This window comes from Pedobacter kyonggii, from assembly GCF_004310665.1.
In the GTDB taxonomy this organism is placed as follows: domain Bacteria; phylum Bacteroidota; class Bacteroidia; order Sphingobacteriales; family Sphingobacteriaceae; genus Pedobacter; species Pedobacter kyonggii.
In genome coordinates this window covers 493,029-513,185 of the sequence record NZ_SIXF01000001.1, presented here as the reverse complement: position 1 = coordinate 513,185, position 20,157 = coordinate 493,029, and the positions used below count along the sequence as shown (strand labels likewise).

General features: G+C 38.6%; 18 protein-coding genes. 10 read left to right on the top strand and 8 right to left on the bottom strand.

The window, feature by feature from the left end; genetic code table 11:
• Positions 1–199: 199 nt before the first annotated feature.
• The 5 genes from EYS08_RS02290 to EYS08_RS02270 form a co-directional block, all read right to left on the bottom strand.
• The gene (locus tag EYS08_RS02290) at positions 200–664 is read right to left on the bottom strand and encodes a DUF4920 domain-containing protein (protein ID WP_131028226.1); all 465 of its coding nucleotides are present in this window, start codon (positions 662–664) and stop codon (positions 200–202) included.
• A 318-nt stretch (positions 665–982) separates the two neighbouring features.
• Positions 983–2,359 carry a DNA repair protein RadA gene (gene radA, locus EYS08_RS02285; RefSeq protein ID WP_131028225.1) on the bottom strand — a complete coding sequence of 459 codons (1,377 nt, stop codon included), beginning with the start codon at positions 2,357–2,359 and terminating at the stop codon, positions 983–985.
• 395 nt (positions 2,360–2,754) lie between these two features.
• Entirely contained in the window at positions 2,755–4,305 is a 1,551-nt protein-coding gene (locus EYS08_RS02280) for an Rne/Rng family ribonuclease (protein WP_029274483.1), read from the bottom strand.
• A gap of 280 nt (positions 4,306–4,585) precedes the next feature.
• Positions 4,586–5,464 (bottom strand): tetratricopeptide repeat protein, encoded by an 879-nt coding sequence (locus tag EYS08_RS02275; protein WP_131028224.1) that lies wholly within the window; start codon positions 5,462–5,464, stop codon positions 4,586–4,588.
• A gap of 9 nt (positions 5,465–5,473) precedes the next feature.
• On the bottom strand, positions 5,474–5,776 hold the full coding sequence (locus EYS08_RS02270) for an HU family DNA-binding protein (protein WP_025143406.1): 303 nt from the start codon (positions 5,774–5,776) through the stop codon (positions 5,474–5,476).
• Positions 5,777–5,946: 170 nt separating this feature from the next.
• Here EYS08_RS02270 and mutY point away from each other — a divergent pair, with 170 nt between their 5' ends.
• Positions 5,947–7,008 carry an A/G-specific adenine glycosylase gene (gene mutY, locus EYS08_RS02265; protein ID WP_131028223.1) on the top strand — a complete coding sequence of 354 codons (1,062 nt, stop codon included), beginning with the start codon at positions 5,947–5,949 and terminating at the stop codon, positions 7,006–7,008.
• Between the two features lie 56 nt (positions 7,009–7,064).
• Positions 7,065–7,502: a single-stranded DNA-binding protein gene (locus tag EYS08_RS02260; protein ID WP_131028222.1), complete on the top strand. Its 438-nt coding sequence runs from the start codon at positions 7,065–7,067 to the stop codon at positions 7,500–7,502.
• 139 nt (positions 7,503–7,641) lie between these two features.
• On the opposite strand, the gene EYS08_RS02255 is transcribed toward EYS08_RS02260, so the two are convergent.
• Both EYS08_RS02255 and EYS08_RS02250 read right to left on the bottom strand, forming a co-directional pair.
• Positions 7,642–9,081: a DUF4270 domain-containing protein gene (locus EYS08_RS02255; RefSeq protein WP_131028221.1), complete on the bottom strand. Its 1,440-nt coding sequence runs from the start codon at positions 9,079–9,081 to the stop codon at positions 7,642–7,644.
• A 22-nt stretch (positions 9,082–9,103) separates the two neighbouring features.
• Entirely contained in the window at positions 9,104–9,928 is an 825-nt protein-coding gene (locus EYS08_RS02250; RefSeq protein ID WP_116249287.1) for a glycogen/starch synthase, read from the bottom strand.
• A gap of 149 nt (positions 9,929–10,077) precedes the next feature.
• On the opposite strand from EYS08_RS02250, the gene panC reads away from it, so the two are divergent.
• The 4 genes from panC (at position 10,078) to EYS08_RS02230 (ending at position 14,217) form a co-directional block, all read left to right on the top strand.
• The gene (panC, locus tag EYS08_RS02245; protein ID WP_131028220.1) at positions 10,078–10,923 is read left to right on the top strand and encodes a pantoate--beta-alanine ligase; all 846 of its coding nucleotides are present in this window, start codon (positions 10,078–10,080) and stop codon (positions 10,921–10,923) included.
• A gap of 94 nt (positions 10,924–11,017) precedes the next feature.
• Entirely contained in the window at positions 11,018–11,368 is a 351-nt protein-coding gene (gene panD / locus EYS08_RS02240) for an aspartate 1-decarboxylase (RefSeq protein WP_131028219.1), read from the top strand.
• A 4-nt stretch (positions 11,369–11,372) separates the two neighbouring features.
• Entirely contained in the window at positions 11,373–12,353 is a 981-nt protein-coding gene (locus tag EYS08_RS02235) for a lysylphosphatidylglycerol synthase transmembrane domain-containing protein (RefSeq protein ID WP_131028218.1), read from the top strand.
• Between the two features lie 724 nt (positions 12,354–13,077).
• A complete protein-coding gene (locus tag EYS08_RS02230) occupies positions 13,078–14,217 on the top strand; it encodes an acyl-CoA dehydrogenase (RefSeq protein ID WP_131028217.1) in 1,140 nt (379 codons plus the stop codon).
• 53 nt (positions 14,218–14,270) lie between these two features.
• Here EYS08_RS02230 and EYS08_RS02225 read toward each other — a convergent pair whose 3' ends face one another.
• Positions 14,271–14,615 (bottom strand): phage holin family protein, encoded by a 345-nt coding sequence (locus EYS08_RS02225; RefSeq protein ID WP_131028216.1) that lies wholly within the window; start codon positions 14,613–14,615, stop codon positions 14,271–14,273.
• An 18-nt stretch (positions 14,616–14,633) separates the two neighbouring features.
• On the opposite strand from EYS08_RS02225, the gene EYS08_RS02220 reads away from it, so the two are divergent.
• From EYS08_RS02220 to infB, 4 genes are all read left to right on the top strand, one after another.
• The gene (locus tag EYS08_RS02220; protein WP_131028215.1) at positions 14,634–15,065 is read left to right on the top strand and encodes a hypothetical protein; all 432 of its coding nucleotides are present in this window, start codon (positions 14,634–14,636) and stop codon (positions 15,063–15,065) included.
• A 121-nt stretch (positions 15,066–15,186) separates the two neighbouring features.
• On the top strand, positions 15,187–15,651 hold the full coding sequence (gene rimP, locus EYS08_RS02215; protein WP_131028214.1) for a ribosome assembly cofactor RimP: 465 nt from the start codon (positions 15,187–15,189) through the stop codon (positions 15,649–15,651).
• A gap of 2 nt (positions 15,652–15,653) precedes the next feature.
• A complete protein-coding gene (gene nusA, locus EYS08_RS02210; protein WP_029274497.1) occupies positions 15,654–16,898 on the top strand; it encodes a transcription termination factor NusA in 1,245 nt (414 codons plus the stop codon).
• A 62-nt stretch (positions 16,899–16,960) separates the two neighbouring features.
• Positions 16,961–20,059 (top strand): translation initiation factor IF-2, encoded by a 3,099-nt coding sequence (infB, locus tag EYS08_RS02205; RefSeq protein WP_131028213.1) that lies wholly within the window; start codon positions 16,961–16,963, stop codon positions 20,057–20,059.
• Positions 20,060–20,157: the final 98 nt, after the last annotated feature.

Below are 20,157 nucleotides of genomic sequence, written 5' to 3'. Positions count from 1 at the left end.
TCCATAAAATATAAACCCCGATGTATATTCTGTATCGGGGTTTATATTTTATAATATCGTCATGCTGAATTTATTTTACAAGTAGAAAAATTATTTTCAATTGTCTTGTAGCTACTTCGTGGTCAGCATCTTTCTTTGCCACCATTAAGACCCTGAAATGAGTTCAGGGTGACGAATATTACTATGTTAATTCTGGGAATTATTTATCTAAAATCACGACGCCTTTAGCTTCGAAAGCTAGTTCTTTTTTAGGATCGGTAATTTTGGCTACTTCTTCAGGGGATTTTTTAGCGTCTTCTGCATAATGGCGTAACGTTTCTACCGAGATGGTTTGCTTCTTAGCTAAGCCATCTAAAACTACTTTTTTGCCAACAATGTCCATCGGCATAAAGAATGCATAATCTTTAAAAGTTACCCGCATTGGATCGCCATTAGGCATTTCTAAAGTCATCCAGCAGCCCTTTTTCTTACACACATCTACTACCTTGCCTTCGATTTTCATATCGACAGTTTTTTTATCCCCCATGGCAGCTTCCATCTTTGCAGCTGGTTTTACATCGCCTGGTTTAACTTCTTCTCCAAATTTTTGACCAGTATATGCGCTTTGAGCAAATGAAAATGCCGTAAATAGGCAAAAGCCCAAGCTTAGAATGATTTTTTTCATAATTATAATTATCCGGTTAATGATCTAATCAAAGTTATTTAAAATTTTTCTAAATAATGAAAACAAAAAATCCCCGCTAAACTCCATTAGCGGGGAAAATCATCCCTATAATTGCAAATCACATTTTATGATGTACATTTAAATTGTTATATGCAAACTAGAATCCAAAAGTTTAATTTTTATTTTGGTTTTAATTAATGTATTTGTATACAGTTAGTTGTGGTTTTTTGTCAATTTATTAATGTTCAATGATGTTGTAGGAATGTAGAATATTATCTTCTTTTTGTGGAAATTTGTTGAGCTGTTTCCCCATCTTATCTATCCAAAAACAAGACTGAACACTTCTTCTATTTTACTTACTGCTTTAATCTCAAGGTTGTATTTGTCTACAGCAATTCCTTTCAAATTGTATTTAGAGATGTAAATTGTTTCGAAACCTAATTTGTCTGCTTCGGCAATACGTTGTTCGATTCTGTTTACCGCCCTAATTTCTCCTGATAGGCCTACTTCTGCGGCGAAACAGTTTTTTGAAGAAACAGCGATATCCTGATGCGATGATATAATGGCAATTAATACAGCCAGGTCAATTGCAGGGTCTTCTACTCTAATTCCACCGGCAATATTTAAGAAAACATCTTGTGTACTTAACCTAAAACCACAGCGCTTTTCTAAAACGGCTAGGAGCATATTCATCCTTTTGGTATCGAAGCCTGTTGCTGAGCGTTGAGGGGTTCCATACGCAGCCGAACTCACTAAGGCTTGTGTTTCAATCAACATCGGCCTTGCGCCTTCTAAGGTTGCGGCTATGGCGATTCCGCTTAATTCTTCATCGCGTTGTGAGAGTAAGATTTCTGAGGGATTGGAAACTTCTCTTAAACCACTGCCTTGCATTTCGTAGATACCCAGTTCTGCTGCCGCACCAAATCGGTTTTTGATTGATCTTAGGATGCGGTAAACGTGGTGCCTGTCGCCTTCGAACTGCAAAACCGTATCAACCATGTGCTCGAGTATTTTAGGCCCTGCAATGGCGCCGTCTTTGGTGATGTGGCCGATAAGAAAAACAGGTACGCCGGTTTCTTTTGCAAAACGCAATAGTTCGGCAGTACATTCCCTTACCTGCGATACACTGCCTGGGGTTGAATCGATATGCGCAGAGTGCAAAGTCTGGATAGAATCTACAACTAAAATTTCAGGTTCCAGAATTTCGATCTGTTTAAATATGTTCTGGGTAGAAGTTTCTGTTAAAATGTAACAGTTGGATGAGGGACTTTCCTGGATCCTTTCTGCCCGCATTTTAATCTGCTGTTCGCTCTCTTCACCGGAGATATAAAGCAGTTTTTTGCCCTTTAAGTTTAAGGCCAGTTGCAGCATCAAGGTCGATTTTCCGATACCGGGTTCACCGCCGATGAGCACTAGCGATCCTTCTACCAATCCACCACCTAAAACGCGGTCTAATTCTTTATCGCCAGTTAATATTCTACGTTCTGTAGATGACTGTATTTCATCAACCTTGCTTGGTTTGCTTAATTTGCGACTGGTATTATCACTTTTCCAGGTCGGAACAGAAGCTGAGCTTTTTTCTACAATTTCTTCGACAAAGGTGTTCCATTGGTTGCACGATGGACATTTACCCAGCCATTTGGCCGATTCGTAGCCACAGCTCTGACAGAAAAATGCACTTTTTGATTTTGCCAATTGATTTAGATTTAAGATTACGAATTTAACCTTTCAGGATTGAAAGTGTCTTTATTTTTTTGAACAATTAATCGTTTGCCTGAATCGCGTTTACGTTAAACCTCGCAGGTTTTCAAAACCTGCGGGGTTTGAAACATCACTATAAAATGCAGAGCCATTGTTGATAAATCTGATAGAACGGAAAGCCCGGAGCAAGGAATGAGTGAGGACTTGGAGGGATAGCAGGACTAAGTGACCAAAACGCACAGGACAGTTGTTTTCCAAAAATATTGACCACCTAAGTCATCTGAGCACAACTTAGCGAGGCACTTAATTAATATTTTAGGTTTGAAATACACTTAAACAAAAAAGCCCAGATTTAAAAAAACCGGGCTTTCTGTTAAATGTGTTTTGAGTTATAATTTAATCTCTTCATCTTTTGCAGAGATGAAGTGAAACTCGGTTAAGTGATACGATGATTGTGCCTTAACTTTAATCCATTGGCCGTATTTAAAGAACCAGCGGCGTTGAAGGTTGAAAATGCCTTTTGTAATATAAGCTTCGATGTATGGGTGTACACAAAGTGTTACGCCTTTTTCATTCTGCTCTCTTAAAATATAATTAAGGTTGTTCTCAATATCATCCATTAAAACGATACTCGCTTTAATTTCTCCGGTCCCATCGCAGGCCGGACATTTTTCTACCGTAACAATATTCATTTCCGGACGAACACGTTGTCTGGTAATCTGTACCAAACCAAATTTGCTTGGAGGCAAAATAGTGTGTTTGGCTCTATCCAATAACATCAGCTCACGCAAATAATCGAATAGCATTTTACGGTTTGTTGGTTTGTGCATATCGATAAAATCGATTACCACAATACCGCCCATATCGCGCAAGCGCAATTGACGGGCAATTTCTTTGGCCGCCTCTTTGTTTACCTGTAAAGCATTCTCTTCTTGATTTTCTTTACTGGCAGTACGGTTTCCACTGTTCACGTCTATCACGTGGAGTGCTTCAGTGTGCTCTACAACGAGGTAAGCACCGCCTGGTAAGTTTACTGTTTTTCCAAAAGCGTTTTTAATTTGCTTTTCTACACCAAAATGATCGAAGATAGGTTCTTTCTGTTTATAAAGTTTAACGATCTTTTCCATTTCAGGAGAAATATCGTGAACATAAGAACGGATATCATCGTAAAGTTCTGGCGTACTCACGTAAACGTTTGTAAAATCAGGGTTCAGAATATCACGGATTAACGTCGATGATCTGTCCATTTCTCCCCAAACTCTTTTTGAAGGTTCGGTAGATGGCATTTTTTTAATAAAGTTTTCCCACTTTGCAATTAAATCTAAAAGATCTTTTTGCATTTCGGCAACTCCTCTGCCTTCAGAAACGGTTCTGATAATGACCCCAAAATTTTGAGGTTTAATACTTTCAATAATCTTTTTTAAACGATTACGTTCGGTATTACTTTTAATTTTTTTTGATACAGATATGGTATTGGAGAATGGCACCAGTACCACATACCTGCCGGCAATCGAAATGTCGGAACTTAAACGTGGTCCTTTTGTAGAAATTGGCTCTTTGGCAATTTGTACAGGTAGGAGCATGTTTTTACTGAGCACATCAGAAATTTTGCCTGCCTTGTTAATGTCGGCTTCTAGCTTTAAATTATCTAATAAAGTGCCTGTAACCGAGCCATTACGCTTGATCTTCGTTAGCTTAATTAAAGATTGCACCTGAGGGCCCAAATCAAAGTAATGCAAAAAAGCATCTTTTTCATAACCAACATCCACGAAAGCGGCATTCAGACCAGGCATAATTTTTTTAATGCGGCCTAAATAAATATCGCCTACAGCGTAGTTAATATTGATTTGTTCTTTGTGAAGCTCAACAAGTTGTTTGTCTTCAATCAACGCTATGGTAACTCCGGCAGGAGTCGAATTGATAATTAATTCTTTTACCAACAGCTACAGATTTAAGGCTTTCGCCTATTAACAAATGGATAGTAAATAAAAACAATGATGTAGCCAAAAAAATATACAATAAAAAAATCATATAAATTGTTTAAACCTCATAGTGTTTACTATGAGGTTTAACTGGCTTTATCAAAATAAGAAACTATTTTTTCTTATGTCTGTTTTTTCTTAAACGTTTTTTACGTTTGTGGGTAGCCATTTTATGTCTCTTTCTTTTTTTACCGCTTGGCATAGTTTTAAGTTTTAAATGTTTTTATTAATCTGTTAATTAATTTTTATTCTTTAGTTCAGCCACCTTCTTATCAATGAATGAAGATAAGGTTGGGTTAGCCGCTAATTTTTTGCTTGATAGGTAAGCATCTACTGCTTCTTTATTTCTGCCTAAATTTTCTAAAGCTGTTCCTAAATAAAAATAGGCTTCAGGGGTTGGAGCAGTGGCAATTACGGTGTTAAAACGAGGAATTGCTTTATCAAACTGACCTGATTTTATGGAGAACAATCCTAAATTCATATTCGCCTTTACATTTTTAGGTTCTTTAGCAACAACTTCTAACAACATTGCAATACCTTGCATTGGTGCGCCTAAGCCGTTTACGATCGTTACACCTAAGCCTGTTTTAGCTTCAATGTTTGTAGAGTCTTTCTCTAATGCATTTTTGTAAGACGTGTTAGCTTTCTGCAATAAAGCAGGTTGCGCTATGCTATCTTGTGTGCTTTCAAAAGCTTTTATAAATTGATTGCCGGCCGCTAACCACGATTTTGTTGATGGTTCGCCTTCGGCTACAACTTCTAAATACAGTGCAGATGGCGTAATTTGTTCAACATCGTCCCATTTCTGAGCCAGTTGTTTGGCAAGTTCAATCTTCTCTGCGCCATTTGCGCCTTTGTAGCTATTTTCTAAAGCTGTAATATCTGTAGCCAAATTTTTATTGATTACATTCTTTGCAGCAGTAGACGAAGTTTCGAGGTTTAGTACCGATGTAGCTGATGGAGAAGCTGCTCCGGCCATTGGGCCACTTGAAGGCATTTTTCCATTTTCTTCCGTTGGTTTAACCAAACCCTTAATGTCTCTTGTAAATAAGAATGCAACAAGCAATGCAATCGCTCCAATAATAATGGTTTGTTTTGATCTGATGTTGCTATTCATATATAAGACTTAGGCTTCTACGTTAATTTTTTTTGAATTACTTTTCACTTTATCAACAAATACTTTTGCTGGTTTAAAGCTGGGAACGAAGTGTTCTGGGATAATTATTGCAGTGTTTTTTGAGATATTTCGCGCAGTTTTTTGCGCTCTCTTTTTAACAACAAAGCTTCCGAAGCCTCTAACGTATACATTTTCACCGCCAATCATGCTGGTTTTGATAACCTTGAAAAATGCCTCCACTGTTTCCTGTACATCAACCTTCTCAATTCCGGTTTTTGTTGATATTTCTGAAATAATATCTGCCTTAGTCATATTTTATTATTTATTATATTATTATGTTTTAATATTACTACTGTTTTGGGGTTGCAAAAGTATTGCTTTTTAATGAGATAGGGAAATAAAAGATGATTTTTTTATCACTAGACTTATCAGGCAATTGCAAGTTTTTTTTTAATCGGATAAATAGACCGTAATTTGCAGTAATGACATTTCAAAATGAACTCATCAATTGGTACCTGATAAACAAGAGAGATTTGCCCTGGAGGCATACCAATGATGCCTATACCATCTGGTTATCAGAGGTTATATTACAACAAACACGGGTAGAACAAGGGCTCCCGTACTTTAATAGGTTTTTGGAGAATTTTCCTACAGTTGCCGATTTTGCCAGTGCTACCGAAGCCAAAGTTTTGAAGCTTTGGCAAGGACTGGGTTATTACTCAAGGGGCAGGAATATGCATGCAACCGCTCAAATTGTGGTGAAAGATTACGATGGAATCTTCCCAAACCTGCATGATGAGCTCATAAAATTGAAAGGAATTGGTGAATATACAGCTGCTGCCATATCTTCATTTTCATCGGGAGAAGCAAGGGCTGTGGTAGACGGAAATGTATTTCGGGTGCTTTCCAGGTTCTATGGTTTAGCTACGCCAATAAATAGCCCCGCTGGCAAAAAAGAATTTTATGCATTAGCAAATGATTTGCTATACAAAGAAGATCCTGCCTTATATAACCAGGCTATTATGGAGTTTGGGGCCATGCAGTGCAAGCCAAAATCGCCCAATTGTGGTATTTGTCCGGTTAACCAGAGCTGTTATGCCTTTAACCATGGTCAGGTAAATGTGCTGCCTGTTAAAATCCGCAAAGCCGAACAAAAACATCGATATATTAATTATTTTGTTTGTTTTGAAGATGAAAAGGTATTGATCAGAGAGAGACAAGCAGGAGACATATGGCAACATTTATATGATTTCCCTAGCTTGGAAACTACAGAAGAATACAAGTGGAGCGATTCATTACTCATCGATCGGGTAAAAACTGTATTCGGAAGTAAGGCTGATTTTACATTTATAAGCGCCAAAAAGCACATATTAACTCACCAAATAATCCATGTACAATTTTTTGCATTAAAAAATTATATATTTAACTTTAATAAACAAAAGGAACTTAATTGGGTTTCTTTAAGTAAATTAGATGAGTTACCGCAACCAAAAGTAATCCATGATTTTGTCCTGGAATATTTTTATAAGGACAAAATGGAGTAACTAACCATCTTATCCTGCGCGCATTTAGAAAACGAAACAACTAACCAAAAATATTTATGTCTGGGATTAACAAAGTTATTTTAGTAGGCCATTTAGGCAAAGACCCTGAAGTGCGACATTTAGACGGTGGCGTAACAGTAGCCAGTTTTCCATTAGCTACATCGGAAACATACAACAAAGACGGTAAAAGAGTAGAGCAAACGGAGTGGCACAATATTGTGTTATGGCGTGGCTTAGCAGAAGTTGCTTCCAAATACCTTCAGAAAGGCAAACTGGTTTACATTGAAGGCAAATTAAGAACAAGATCCTTTGAAGATAAAGAAAAGGTTAAAAAATATGTAACAGAAATTGTAGCCGAAAACTTTACCATGTTAGGCAGAAAAAGCGATTTCGAGCAAAGTCCAACTACACCAACACATCAAAGTTCTGAAACTAAAATTGAAGATGAATTTACAATTGGCCCATCAGATGAAAATGGAGATCTTCCGTTTTAATTAAGGGCTTAAATGCATAAAAAAGCTACCTGATGAGAGGTAGCTTTTTTATGCACTTTTATTTCGTAGCTCTAAATAATGATACAAAAAACTCCTGCCAGTTTTGCTAGCAAGAGTTTTTATGATTACACTAAAACTATTAATTAATTTTAGTGTAATAAATATTTAGCTTTATTTTATTTGCAGTTGTATTGCTGGCACCTATAATAGATCTTTCTGCAGATGTAGCAGTAGATGCTCTCTGGAAATCGGTATATGATGTAGGAGCTAGGAATGTGCCATAATCTTCAACGTTTTTATCAATCAAGCTTTGAACATAACTGGTTACAATAAAGATGTAGCGTTTCTTTAACGAATCGAAATAACCGCCAAAAAGCGCTGCACCACCAGAGGCGCTACCAGAGAATGTTGTATAATCTGGTATGTCGGCTGGTTGTTGTGCAATATCCCAACGATATAAAGAAAGACGTTGAGTGGGATTAAAAGGATATGCTGGCGCACTCTCACCAAGCTCTACAACTAACTCTGCCTTATTAATAATTGCTTTTCCGTAAGTATTGGTAAAACTTGTCAATTCTGGGAAAGTTAGCTTGGTTTTTACACCGGCTAATCCTTGTAAATAAGTTACATTATATTGTTGAGTTGGATCTGTTGGAGCCGGAACATCAATTTGCGTTTGCACTTGCGTACCTGTGTAATCGTGTTTAATGTTAGTTGTTACACCAGAAATTATATTTGCAGTTTGTGCAGGATTCAAAACCATCTTTCCTACAGGGAAATTTACACTTGTAGTATCTATGCCGCTTGATGAGTTCGTTTTTTTCCAAACCAGTTGCAGGTAAGAGTCAGTTCCCGAAAAGTTAAAGAATGCAATCCCTCCAACACCTGTTGAAGATGTTTTATTGATCTGTGCGTACAAACCTTTAAATGATTCTATAAACTTAGCATCTGTTGCTGTTCCTGCAGTACCCAGGTTTAATATCGCGTTTTGTATAAATGCCTTGTTTAAAGGAATCCTGATCTGTGCAGGTACGGTTTTTAAAGTATCAGCTTTGCCTGTAACAATATCAAATATCTTTCTTTTCGTATTTGGGGCCAGTTTACCTGTAAAGTTACCCAAAAGTGTGTTGTTAATCGCGTGTATATCAGAGCTTTTGTAAGTGGTAACCTTATTGGCTAACTGATAAACATCAATACTGTATTTAGAATTAGTGGTATCGCCGTAAAATTTGGTTAACGTAGATGTTGTATCTAATTTTAATACCAAAACTGCAGAGTCGAGTACTGGGGAAGTACCGAAATCATAACTTGCACTCACTGGGTAAACTGTTAATGCTAAAGCTGCCTCCGTTTTTCCAAAAACAGGATCAACCATATATCCCAACGGGTAACGGTTTAATCCGTAGGTATTGGCAGCGTCTTCTTGTACAAGTTGAGACTTAACTTGCGATACCACCAGCGTCCCGGTAATTGCAGCGTTCGGATCAACATCTAAACCAACACCATCAGGGTTTTTGCACGATGCAAAAAGAAAAAGACCTATCAACAGGGTTAATAAGTCTTGTTTTGTAAATTTCATATTTAAAATAATAATACCTTAATTAAGCAAGTGAAACCAGTTCGTCATTCGAAATTTCTTCATAAAAAGTATAGAAGTTTTCGAAATTCTCGGTTAAGTTAAAAGCTAATGTTGGCTTATTGGAATCTTTAACAAATTTTAACATAGCTGCATTAAGGTTTTCATCTGCTAAAACTACTGCATCAGCGTGTGTTATCGCACCAATGTGCATGCTGTCGCAATCAGATGGTAAGAATGCTTTAGTGTCGTCTTCTGTCATATTTGCCATCACTGCTTTATTCGCGAAATTAGCATTTAACTTCTCTGTAAAGCCATCTTCATAAACAGAATATACTACTTTAGAATTTTTAAAAGTAGGATCGTTTTTATAAGTCGTTTTGATGTAGGCAGGAACTAATGCACTCATCCAGCCATGACAGTGAACGATATCTGGCGCCCAGCCTAATTTTTTAACGGTTTCCAATGCGCCTTTGCAAAAGAAAATTGTGCGTTCATCATTGTCGTCGAAAAATTTTCCGCTAGCATCTCTAAATACTTGTTTGCGTTGGAAATATTCTTCATTGTCTAAGAAATAAACCTGCATGCGTGCAGCTGGGATGGAGGCTACTTTAATGATTAAAGGGTTATCATTGTCATCAATTATGATGTTCATTCCTGATAAGCGGATTACTTCGTGTAAACGATTTCTTCTTTCGTTGATGTTACCAAATTTAGGCATTAAGATGCGGATTTCGAATCCTTTTTCTTGCATTGCTTGTGGTAATTGGCGCGTGATTTCAGAAATTTTAGTAAGCTCGAGGAAAGGCGACATCTCGTGTGTAACAATCAGCAGCTTCGTTTTGGCCATCTCCATATTCTAAGAAAATATTAAGTTAAATAAAAGATAATGAGCTGCAAAGGTAAGCATAATAATACTATTTATCAATATAGCAAGCATTTGTTTGGTTTCGTTTAGATTAATTTACACCTTTACGGCTTTAATTTAGTTTGTCCAAATTGGAAATATTTAAAACCAAAGCAGCGCTTAAGGCTTTTTTAAAACCCTTAAAAGCATCAGGTAAAAAAATAGCACTCGTACCTACTATGGGTGCCTTGCACAATGGCCATATCTCGTTGATAAAATTGGCACAGCAGAATGCCGATATCATTATCTGTAGCATATTTGTAAATCCAACGCAGTTTACAGATCCTAAAGATTTAGAGAAATACCCGCGCCCAATTGAACACGATTTGGCCATGTTGGCAGATGCTGGTTGTAATGGAGTGTTTATGCCTAAGGTAGAGGAGATGTATCCTGCCGGAGCCCACGAGGCTTGGCACATTGATTTGGGCAATGCCGAATTTCTATTGGAGGGCGAATTCAGGAAGGGCCACTATCAAGGCGTAACGCAGATTGTAAAAAAGCTGTTTGATGCCGTTGAACCAGATGTAGCCATGTTTGGACAAAAAGATTTCCAGCAGGTATTAATGATCAAGAATATGCTGGCTTATTTTAAGTTGCCTATCACTATTATTACCTGTCCGATTATCCGCGAAGCCGATGGTTTAGCTATGAGCAGCCGAAATATCCATTTATCAGCCAATGACCGTAAAAATTCTTTGGTATTAAGTAGGTCATTGCAATATGTAGTTGACCATTTTAATGAATATTCGTTAAGTGAGCTGGAAGATAAGGCCAGATTGTTCTACCATAATATTGATGGTGTTGAACTGGATTATTTTACCATTGCCAATGGCGATACACTGGAACCAGCCAAATCAAAAGACGAGAATAACTTAGTTGCCCTGGTTGCCGCAAAAGTAGGTTCGACCAGGCTGATCGATAATATGATTATTAAGTAAAGTCAAGATGTGAGTATCAAGAGTCAGAATTTATCGATTTGCGAAACTCCAAACTGATGACTGAAAACTCCAAACTGATTACTAACTTTGCCGAATGGTTATCACAATATTAAAATCGAAAATACACCGCGTTAAGGTAACACAAGCTGAATTGAACTACGTAGGCAGTATAACGATAGATGAAGATTTGATGGATGCAGCTAACATTATCGCTAATGAAAAGGTGCAGATTGTAAATAATAATAATGGTGCACGTTTCGAAACCTATGTGATTAAAGGCGAGCGTGGAACCGGAACCATCTGTTTAAATGGTGCTACCGCCCGTTTGGCACAATTAGGTGACATTCTGATCATTATGTCTTATGGTTCATTACCAATAGATGAAGCCAAAAAATACAATCCAATATTGGTTTTTCCTGACGATAATAACCACTTGCTAAAATAACCTTGTGATAATCGACCTCAAAACAGCGCTAAAATATATCATCCTGTTTTTAATAGGAATGGGGGTTTTGTATTTAGCATTTCGGGGTCAGGATTTAGAAAAAATTTGGGAGGAAATTAAAGCGGCCAACTACTTTTGGGTAGTCATCTCTGCTATTGCTGTTTTAATTGCCCATGTGTTACGGGCTTTGCGCTGGCAGATGCTGTATCAGTCTATCCATTACAAAGTAAGTTTCTGGAACGCCTACCATGCTGTAATGATCGGTTACCTGGCTAATCTGGCATTACCCCGCTTTGGTGAAATTGGTCGCTGCTCTGTTATTCATAAAGTAGAGAAGGTACCTATGTTTGCCTCTATTGGAACCGTAATTACCGAACGGCTTTTTGATGTGCTGATGCTTTTTTTCACCAGTGTAGCGATGGTGACCTGTCAATACGATATCGTTTCCGATTTTTTGTACAATTTAATTTATCTTAATCTTGTTAAAAAATTAGGGGACATTAATTATTTATGGCTGGTTGGAATTGGCATTATTATTATTTCTCTTATTATAGTTGCCGTCTATTTTCTCCGTCAAAAATTCAGTAAAAAATTCCTTCGCATTTTTGTAAACCTCCGTCAGGGCTTTGGCTCATACAGTAAGCTAAAACAAAAAGGCTTGTTCTTAACCTATACCTTAGGTATTTGGCTTTTCTACTCACTCTCCATGTATTTTGCCTTTTCTTCCATTCAGGCTACTTCCGGATTGCATTTTAACGCCGCATTTACGGCAATTGTGTTTTCTGGTTTTGCTATGGCAGCCCCTGTTCAGGGTGGCATTGGTGTTTTCCACTGGATGGTTGCCCAGTCATTGGTGCTATATGGCGTTTCTTTTAAAAATGGCTTGGCTTATTCAACCATGATTCACTCTTCGCAGGTTTTGTTGATTTTAGTTTTAGGAAGTTTAAGCCTGGGTCTCATCCTGACTAAAAAAGAAACTAAATAATTCTTTTTTATATGGGCGTTTTAACACGCTGTCCGCTGTATCTTTTTGGTTGTCCTTCGACTACGTCCAGGATGACAGCCAAATAGGATGCGCTTCCATCGTTAACGCAGATCACACAAGCAAAAAAATCTGGAACTTCTGTCGCGTTTAGGTGGCTTAATAGTACAGCTAGCCTTGGTTAAATAAACCTGATCGATGGCGTTATTCAGATTATTCCATCTGCATTAAGCAAAGGGCAGGGCTATCGGAACTAAAGTATTACTGCTGTTGCTTTCCAAAAAGCTGAATATTTTTTTGCAACTACAAGAAACACCATAATACACGCAAGCACATATAACATAAACCGGTGCTTAATTGGACGCCGCCGCTGCTGCCGGGTTTATGATTAGCGGTTTTGTTCTCTTGGCACTATACGTTGTTCCTAAACCCGATTAGAGCGAACACGGATCGCAGCGAAGTAAAGCGTAAAGCGGGCCATGGCTGCCAAACGCTTGGAACACCTCATTTCCAAGCCAATAGTCTAAAAAGAACGTTTTTTGGAATAAATGGAGGCCGGTGCGCTTTGGGCCGCTGTAATCCCGCCATTCGCTGTGATCCCAATAGGAGCAGAACCAAATACGCCGTCGCAGCATGAAATAAATTTAAAAATAAATTACTATGCAGCCATAGTAATTCGAATCATAAATGCTACATTTGATTTACTAACCTTTTATACATAAATGTTATGCATTTTGAATTAAGTGAAGAACAATTAATGATCCAGCAGGCTGCCCGCGATTTCGCGCAGCAAGAATTAAAGCCTGGTGTAATCGAACGAGACGAACATCAGAAATTTCCGGCAGAGCAGGTGAAAAAACTTGGAGAACTTGGTTTTTTGGGGATGATGGTGAGCGAAAAATATAACGGAAGCGGACTCGATGCCATTTCTTACGTTTTGGTAATGGAAGAGCTTTCTAAAATAGATGCCTCAGCATCGGTAGTGGTTTCGGTAAACAACTCATTGGTTTGTTATGGATTGGAGGCCTATGGCAGCGAAGCCCAAAAAGAAAAATATTTAAAGCCGCTTGCAGCTGGAGAAAAAATAGGTGCCTTTTGTTTATCAGAGCCCGAAGCCGGATCTGATGCTACCTCGCAACGTACAACTGCTGAGGATAAAGGCGATTATTATCTGCTGAATGGTACAAAAAACTGGATCACCAACGGAAGTACCGCATCAACTTACCTGGTTATAGCACAAACCCATCCCGAATTAAGGCATAAAGGCATTAATGCTTTTATTGTAGAAAAAGGAATGGAGGGTTTTACCACTGGGCCAAAAGAAAATAAATTAGGCATCCGTGGTTCTGATACGCATTCGCTGATGTTTAACGATGTTAAAGTGCCAAAAGAAAATAGGATTGGTGAAGATGGCTTCGGTTTCAAATTTGCCATGAAAACTTTAGAAGGGGGCAGGATTGGTATAGCGGCACAGGCTTTAGGCATTGCACAAGGTGCTTTCGAGTTAGCTACACAGTATGCTAAAGAGCGTAAATCATTCGGCAAACCAATTGCTGAACATCAGGCTATTGCTTTTAAACTGGCCGATATGGCGACACAGATCGAAGCCGCCAGGTTATTGGTTTATAAAGCTGCGTGGTTAAAGGATCAGGGTTTACCTTACACACAGGCTGGTTCTATGGCCAAGCTGTTTGCTTCGAAAGTGGCGATGGATGTAACCATTGAAGCCGTACAGGTGCACGGCGGTTACGGTTTTGTAAAAGAATACCACGTAGAACGTTTAATGCGCGATGCTAAAATTACCCAGATTTATGAAGGTACATCTGAGATCCAGAAAATGGTGATTTCGAGAGAAGTTATTCGTTAGTTTTGAGCTTGGAGTTTGGAGTCTTTCCAAACTCTCAACTCAAAACCCCCAACTTAATCTTTCTCCCCAGCTACTGCACTAAACACTGCTTTGATTAAGGCTACAACTATAGCCAAAAATGCCGCAGCGATAAAACCTGAAGTGTTAAAAGAGGTCATCATGTTATCAACCAGTAAAATCATTAAAACGGTGATGATAAATGATACTAACCCTAAGGTTAAGAAATTGATCGGAAAAGTTAATAGCCTTAGGATGAATCCGATCGTTGCATTTGCAAGAGCAATAAGCACAGAGGCGATAATTGCATTTCCGAAGCCATCAATACTTACCCCTGGCACCAGTTTTGCGCCTACAAAAAATGCCAGTCCTGTTAAAAGGATTTCGATAATAAATCTCATAATTGTTTATTTTTGTAAATGTTTAAATGCTTTTTTAAATACCAGGCCGTAATTGCTGTTGCACTATTTGCACCTTCATGTTCGAATACAAACAACAGGCCAATAATTAAGTTTTCTGAGGATAGTTCATCAATAATAATTAAAAATATTGATGAGGCGAGTCTCTTACAGGTAAAAAATGCCTATCAGGCTAATGCAGATACACTTAATTTGGTGTCTGTTTTAATAAAACCAGGTGATCTGGACAGTATCCAAGATGAGCTGGAAGTGCCCGGCAAGGTTGAGATACTTGGTGATTCACTCGTGTTTAATCCCGATCAGCCATTTCGTAAGGGTAAAGAATATCTGGTTGAGAGTTATATCGGAATAAAATTTGCAACCGTGGGCGATCTGATTATGGGAAAGGGTAAGCAGAATTTAAAAGCGCAGCGACAAACACTTAAACGGTAATAATCAGCATAATAATTAGCGCAAGTGTTTGATTTTTTCTAAAAAATTACTACATTTGCATCGTAATCGAAGAAAAGAGAAGGGGACAGTGTCCCCTTTTTCTATGAAATCAGGTTAAAATATGCAGGTAGAAAAGAGAGTTGCAGCCCTCGTTGAGGAAAAAATAGCAGACCGGCCAGAACTCTTTCTGGTTGAAGTAAAAATGTTGCCAAACAATAAACTAATTATTCATGTTGATGGCGACGAAGGTATTAGCATACAGGATTGTGTGGCCATAAGCAGGCATGTTGGTTTTCATCTCGAAGAAGAAAATGCAATAGAACAGGCTTATAATTTAGAAGTTTCTTCACCCGGTGTCGGTGAGCCTTTAAAATTAATCCGTCAATACAATAAAAATATTGGCCGTACAGTAAGCATTAAGCTGAAGGAAGGATTGAAAAAAGAAGGGAAACTGCTATCGGTTACAGAAAATAATCTGCTGATTGAAGAATCGGTTAAAGAAAAAGGGAAAAAGGCGGTAGCAATTCAAACAGCTGTTCCGTTTAATGATATATTAGAAACAAGTGTGTTAATTTCATTTAAGTAAAAATGAGTACTACAACAATTAATTTGATCGACTCTTTTCAAGAGTTTAAAGATTTCAAAAATATAGATCGCCCAACTGTGATCAGTGTGCTGGAAGAAGTTTTTCGTAGCATGTTGCGTAAAAAATACGGAACAGACGAAAACTGTGATGTTATCGTGAATCCGGATAACGGGGATTTGGAGATCTGGAGAACAAGAAAAGTAATGGAGGATGGATTTTCTGAGGATGATGATTTAGAGATCGAGCTTGCTGAAGTTTCTAAATTAGATAGCACTTTAGAAGTTGGCGATGATTATATCGAACAGATTACTTTAGAAAGTTTTGGCCGTAGAGCAATTTTAGCTGCACGCCAAACTTTGGTTTCTAAAGTATTGGAATTAGAGAAAGACGAAATCTTTAAAAAATATAAAGATAGAGTAGGCGAAATCGTAACAGGTGAGGTTTACCAGGTTTGGAAGAAAGAAACTTTGGTTTTAGATGATGAAGGTAACGAACTTTTAATGCCTAAAACAGAGCAGATCCCAGCAGATTATTTCAAAAAAGGCGATTCTGTAAGAGCAGTAATCTCTAAAGTAGAAATGATCAATGCCAACCCTAAAATTATCATTTCGAGAACGGCACCAGAATTTTTGCAACGCCTGTTCGAACAGGAGGTTCCAGAAATTTTCGACGGTTTAATTACCGTTAAGAAAATTGTTCGTGAGCCAGGAGAGCGTGCTAAAGTTGCGGTTGAATCGTACGATGACCGTATCGATCCGGTTGGAGCGTGTGTAGGTATGAAAGGATCACGTATCCACGGTATTGTTCGCGAATTGAAAAACGAAAACATTGATGTGATTAATTTCACAAATAATATTTCATTATACATTACCCGTGCTTTGAGCCCGGCAAAAATCACCTCTATTAAATTGGATGATGAAACAAAACATGCATCGGTTTACTTAAAACCAGATCAGGTTTCATTGGCAATTGGACGTGGCGGACACAATATTAAACTGGCTGGTAAGTTAACTGGCTACGAAATTGATGTGTACCGTGAAGCTGGAGAAGAAAACGACGAGGATGTTGATTTAGAAGAATTCTCAGATGAGATTGATAGCTGGATCATTGATGAATTAAAGGCTATCGGTTGCGATACTGCTAAGAGTGTATTAGCACTTACAGTAGAAGATTTGGTAAAACGCACCGACCTTGAAGAGGAAACCATTAAAGAAGTGGTTCAAATTTTGAAGTCAGAATTTGAATAAGTGGTGTAATTGCCAAATAAACACTACTTTTGTATTAAATAAAAAACAATAACAGGAGCTAAATGTCAGACGACAAACCAATCATTTTAATTAAAGCTATTAAAGAACTTAATATAGGCATGGGTACGGCCGTTGAGTTTTTAAACAAAAAGGGGTTCTCTGCCGAGAAAAGCCCTATGTTTAAACTTACGGGAGACATGTATAATGCCTTATTGAAAGAGTATCAGGGAGATAAGATCGTAAGAGAAGAAGCCAAACAAATAGTGATTGGTAAAATACGTCGTGATGAGCCTGAGACTGAAAAGCCAGTAGAAGCGCCGAAGAAGAATACCGATTTTGAGAAAAATGAAGAGATTTTAATTAAAAATGCTCAATCATTTACCCCTCCGGTAGAGAAACCAAAGGTTGTAGAAACACCTAAGGTAGAAACGCCAACGCCAGCACCTGCGGCAGCAGTAGAGCCGGTAAAAGAAACTAAGGCAGAAGATAAGGTTGAAGAAACTGGATTGCCGGGGGTTAAAATTGTAGGAAAGATCGATTTAAACGACCTTAACTCTAAAACACGCCCAGCTAAGAAAGAAGAAACGCCTGCTGCACCAGCGCCTATTGTAGAACAGCCTTTGGTTAAAGCACCAGAGCCTGTAAAACCAGTTGAACAACCCAAAGTGGAAGAAAAGCCGGTTGAGGTTAAAAAGGAAGAAACTCCTGCTGCACCGGCACCAGTTGTAGAACCGCCAGTGGTTAAAGCACCGGAGCCTGTAAAACCAGTTGAACAGCCTAAAGTGGAAGAAAAACCAGCTGAAACAAAACCGGTAAGCAACGAGCCTGAGGTAATTAAAGCACGTACCGTTAAATTAACCGGTCCGAATATTATTGGTAAAATTGTTTTACCAACCACACCGGATAGAAGAAACGGTCCAGTAGCATCATCTAGCGATAGTGAAGCCGCTAAACGTAAGCGTAAACGCAAAAAAACTCCAGGAGCACCGGGTCAACCAGGTCAACACGGTGGTCAAGGCCAGCAAGGACAAAATAATCCTGCAGGTCAGGGCCAAGGTCAAAGCGGTACGCCAGGGCAACCTCGTACACCTTATCAAGGTAATAGACCAGGCGGTGGAACCCCATACCAGGGTAACAGACCAGCGGGACAAGGCGGAACTCCATACCAAGGAAATAGAAATAACAACAATAACAGACCAGGTTTCCAAAATAGAAACGCTACACCAAGCGGACCTAAAGAAGAACCTACAGAGAAAGAAATTCAAGATCAGATCAAAGCAACACTTGCCCGTTTAAGTGGTGCTGGTAAATCAGGTAAATTTGCACAACGTGCTAAGTTACGTCGTCAGAAACGTGATGATGTAGCGTCGAACGCAGAAGAGGCTGCAAATGAGCTTGAATCACAATCGAAAATATTAAAAGTAACAGAATTTGTTACGGCTAATGAGTTAGCGAGCATGATGGATGTACCGGTTACCAAAATTATTGGTACCTGTATGAGCCTTGGTATGTTCGTTTCCATTAACCAACGTTTAGATGCTGAAACCTTAACCATCGTTGCTGACGAGTTTGGTTACGAAATTCAATTCGTTAAACCAGATGAGGATGAAGAAAATGTAATTGAGGAAGAAGATAACGAGGCAGATTTAATCGAAAGAGCTCCGGTTGTTACGATTATGGGGCACGTCGATCACGGTAAAACCTCATTGCTGGATTATATCCGTAAAGCAAACGTGGTAGCTGGTGAGGCCGGTGGTATTACCCAGCACATTGGTGCTTACATGGTAACTACGCCAACTGGTAAAAAAGTAACTTTCTTAGATACACCAGGTCACGAAGCCTTTACAGCGATGCGTGCACGTGGTGCTAAGGCTGCCGATATTGCCATTATTGTTATTGCTGCAGATGATGCGGTAATGCCTCAAACAAAAGAGGCGATTAACCACGCACAGGCAGCAGGGGTACCATTGGTATTTGCTTTCACTAAAGTAGATAAACCAGGTGCAAATGCAGATAAAGTACGCGAGCAGTTATCAGTAATGAATATCTTGGTTGAAGATTGGGGTGGTAAATATCAATCGCAGGAAATCTCAAGCAAAAGCGGCTTAAATGTTGATTTACTTTTAGATAAAGTATTATTAGAAGCCGAATTATTAGAACTGAAAGCAAATCCGAATAAGAGAGCTACAGGTACTGTAATCGAGTCGGCATTAGATAAAGGACGTGGTATTGTAACTACGGTATTGGTTCAGGCCGGTACATTAAGAGTTGGTGATCCAATCTTAGCGGGTAGTTATAGTGGACGTGTAAAAGCATTAACCAACGAGCGCGGTGCTAAAGTAGAATCAGCAGGCCCATCACAACCGGTACAGGTTTTGGGTATGCAAGGTGCACCTACAGCAGGTGATAGGTTTAATGCTTTAGAAAGTGAAACTGAAGCTCGTGATATTGCAAACAAACGTATGCAGTTACAACGTGAGCAGGGATTACGTACACAGAAACACATTACCTTGGATGAGATCGGTCGTCGTTTGGCCATCGGTAACTTTAAAGAGCTTAACATCATTGTTAAAGGTGATGTGGATGGCTCTATCGAGGCATTGGCCGATTCATTGTTGAAATTATCAACCGAGCAGATCCAGATCAATATCATCAGTAAAGGTGTTGGTCAGATTTCGGAGTCTGATGTACTGTTAGCTTCGGCTTCTGATGCGATTATTATTGGTTTCCAGGTTCGTCCATCAACAGGTGCACGTAAACTTGCAGAAGCTGAGCAGATCGATATCCGTTTATATTCTATCATCTACGATGCAATCAACGAGATTAAATCGGCGATGGAAGGTATGTTGGATCCAGAATTTGAAGAGAAAATTGTGGCTAATGTTGAGATTCGTGAGACTTTCAAAATTACTAAGGTGGGTACCATTGCAGGTTGTATGGTATTGGATGGTAAGATTACCCGTAACAGCAAGATCCGTATCGTTAGGGATGGTGTTGTAGTGTACACTGGTGAACTGGCATCGTTAAAACGCTTTAAAGATGATGTGAAAGAAGTGAATAAAGGTTACGAGTGTGGTTTAAACATTCAAAACTTTAACAACATCGAAGTTGGCGATATCGTAGAAGCTTACGAACAAGTAGAAGTAGCTAGAAAACTATAATTCTACAGTGTATTATAAAATTAGAGTGGCCCAAAAGGCCACTTTTTTTATGCTAAAAATATTTTAACCTTAAAAATATCGGATAATTTTTAATTCCA